Below are 2,589 nucleotides of genomic sequence, written 5' to 3' on the forward strand. Positions count from 1 at the left end.
TTTGAATCCCGAATGGAAATTCGGAACTTTTAGGAGAAGCCATTGGCGCACCCGCAGCGAACGACAGCAAAGTCCGCTGAGCCGACCTTGGTGCAGAGCGCGGTGAAGGTCCGGTTCGGCCTTGGTGCAGAGAAAGAGCACCTCGGTCCCGTGCCCCTCCGCGCCTACAACCGCGCTCTGATCCACCAGAAACAAGGAAGCCACATCAACAATGGCCCCCGATAGTCACGATAACAGGAAGCCATCCTCGCTCTCAGCTGGCATTAGCATTGACCCGGACACGCTTCTTTTGAGTGAAAAAGCAAAAATTTTGGTTGCCGCGCCCATCAAAATCCAAATGTGAGTTCTCTCGTATCACTTGGAAATCTGCCCACTTGGTGGTTAATGCTGTCTGAGACACAACAGCATCGGGTGTTATACTACCTGCTCGGTGGCAATATTATAGCTAAGATCAGACGATGGGGCGCTTTAAGAACCAAAGTCTAGAGTAGAACGGGAAGAGGTTTGGTGTGAGCAGCATCCAAGACAACGAAGCACCAAATGTGATTACTGAGACACGTTTCCGCACATTAATGCAAAGCGGGTACCTTGCGGAAGTCTATTGCCGATCTTCCGCCTTTAACAAGAGCGCGGTGTGGTACGGTGTATGGGTGATCCGCATTATCGACGAAGACAGAACCTTCATGAAGCTCTTGGTCCCAGCACGATCGATGTCAGACAAGCATGATGAAATCAGAATTCGCGAGTTTAAGACGGCGAACGGTTTGATCTCTTTCCTTGCCAGCATGGGGTGCACACATGCCAATGTACCGCTTCAAGAAGGCGGGGTTTCAACACACGCATTGCCTGTTGAGCTCCTGACCAAGGATGAGGACTGACAAGACTTCGAGATATTAGTCCCGAGCTCTCAATAGTTGACCTGTTCAAAACCGTAGTTCCCCTCATAGTCGCGCCATTCGACAAAGACGGAGCGATGCCAGATCGACGGGCAATTTGACCCCCAACGCTCCGTTCCAACATGTGCATCCGGCAGGTCGCCCACACTTGCGCGGGTCCAGCGATAATCGCCCTGAATTCCATAATTCCCAAGACGAACATTGCTGGATCTGCTGCATTCGTCCTCTCGTCGGCTACGCCATTGGCGTACTTGGACGTCAAAAACGCGGATTGAACGAACAAAGTTGAATTCTTGACCGCTTATGTCGATATCCGCTGTTCCAGTCTCGTCACTTAGACCTTGGACCAAGTTCAGGATTGCAGCTTCGGGCAATCGTGCAGCAGGACCACCACCCTGCCTCAGAAGCGCGAATTGTGGGATGAGGTCAAAATCGCCTGCAGGACTGTTTGAAAGTGACTGTACCGGCGCATCCTCCATTTTGAACAAGATATCGTAGATACGATCGGCCGTCTGAGTTTGAGGTTCTGTTGTGTAAGCCGCTCCCATAGGACAACGCCAGATTTGAAGAGGCGGCTCCACGGGCCAAGGCGTTATGCGTCGGATGAACTCGGCGCGGGCTCGAGCACAGGGAACGGACGCTGGCCATCCGCCAGAAAGGCACAACAAGATTGCACAGTCTATTTGGTAGCTTTGCGCTTGGGCTCGATCTGGGACAGCAGTCAAACTAATTGCCCCTACGATCAACGAGAATGCGGAAGTGCGCAGAAAGTTAAACATAAGGCGCTCCATAGCAAATATGATGCTATGCTTACTAACACGATCTTATAATATTGTTAAGCGAAGATTTACACGCCGTTACCCATCTGATCGTAGACGCACCAAATCGAACCTAGAAGGGGGGCGCCATGAAAATTCGTGTTACTCAGCCATTTCCTGAACGAAGCGGCCATTTTCTTGGCTAACTTCCTGCGCTTCGGTGAAAGCACGGGCACGCTCGCCCTCCATGCAGCGAAAGTAATCTTGCACCTCGTCAATGTAATTCTCGAAATCTAAGCGAATGAGGTCTTCGTATTCCTTGGCAGCCGCAGGATCGCTGGGAACAAAGGGACGAGCAGGCGCAAGACAGGTTTCCGCACCCGCTTGCGAACACACTGCAATCAGCAAGACCGTAAAGCCCCGAACAATCGTGATGCGCATGATATCTTCCGCCTTCTCACTGTTTTTATGGGTACTTTTCAATGACAGCGATTACTTGCCAAAGCTGCTTAGGCTTGAATACGCTACAATCTTATAGCTTGATGTCAATATTATAACATTGTATTGAGGTAGAACCGAGGAACGGTTCCCGACCTGCCAACAACAGTGAAAGTGCAGCAATGGGCCCAGAGTTAGAGAGAGAAGCGCCCAATGTGGTCACAGAAGCACGTTTCAGATCTCTCCTGCAAAGCGCGTACCATGCTGAAGTCGTTTGCAAGAGCACTGCCGAAAACAGGAGGGCCGTCTGGTACGGTGAATGGATTATTCGGGCAGTCGACAGTACTCAAAAGCGCGAGAAGCTACTGGTATTGGCCCGCCGAAAGTCAGGCGCTGCAGACGAAGTGGTCGCTAGAACATTTAAGACAGCAAACGGTCTCATCTCATTCCTTTACAGTATGGGTTTCGCCCAAATTAATATCCCCCTTTATCAAGGT

3 protein-coding genes are annotated in these 2,589 nt (G+C 50.9%); 1 reads left to right on the top strand and 2 read right to left on the bottom strand.

The genetic code is table 11. The features are described 5' to 3' along the window. The first annotated feature begins 509 nt into the window (after positions 1 to 509). Positions 510 to 878, top strand: coding sequence for a hypothetical protein (locus ACTG3Z_RS17480; protein WP_439144277.1), 369 nt, complete (start codon positions 510 to 512; stop codon positions 876 to 878). Between the two features lie 29 nt (positions 879 to 907). Here the strand turns inward: ACTG3Z_RS17480 and ACTG3Z_RS17485 are convergent, their stop codons facing one another. Together ACTG3Z_RS17485 and ACTG3Z_RS17490 are read right to left on the bottom strand one after the other, a co-directional pair. Next, complete coding sequence (locus ACTG3Z_RS17485) at positions 908 to 1,687, bottom strand: hypothetical protein (protein WP_439144278.1); 780 nt, start codon at positions 1,685 to 1,687, stop codon at positions 908 to 910. A gap of 129 nt (positions 1,688 to 1,816) precedes the next feature. Continuing rightward, the gene (locus ACTG3Z_RS17490; RefSeq protein WP_439144279.1) at positions 1,817 to 2,095 is read right to left on the bottom strand and encodes a hypothetical protein; all 279 of its coding nucleotides are present in this window, start codon (positions 2,093 to 2,095) and stop codon (positions 1,817 to 1,819) included. Between the last annotated feature and the right edge of the window lie 494 nt (positions 2,096 to 2,589).

This window comes from Planktotalea sp. (genome assembly GCF_965659345.1).
Lineage (GTDB): Bacteria > Pseudomonadota > Alphaproteobacteria > Rhodobacterales > Rhodobacteraceae > Planktotalea.

Excerpts from the sequence above, each read along its gene's own strand:
- ACTG3Z_RS17490 (WP_439144279.1), bottom strand. The coding sequence starts at position 2,095 with ATGCGCATCACGATTGTTCGGGGCTTTACGGTCTTGCTGATTGCAGTG.
- ACTG3Z_RS17485 (WP_439144278.1), bottom strand. The coding sequence starts at position 1,687 with ATGGAGCGCCTTATGTTTAACTTTCTGCGCACTTCCGCATTCTCGTTG.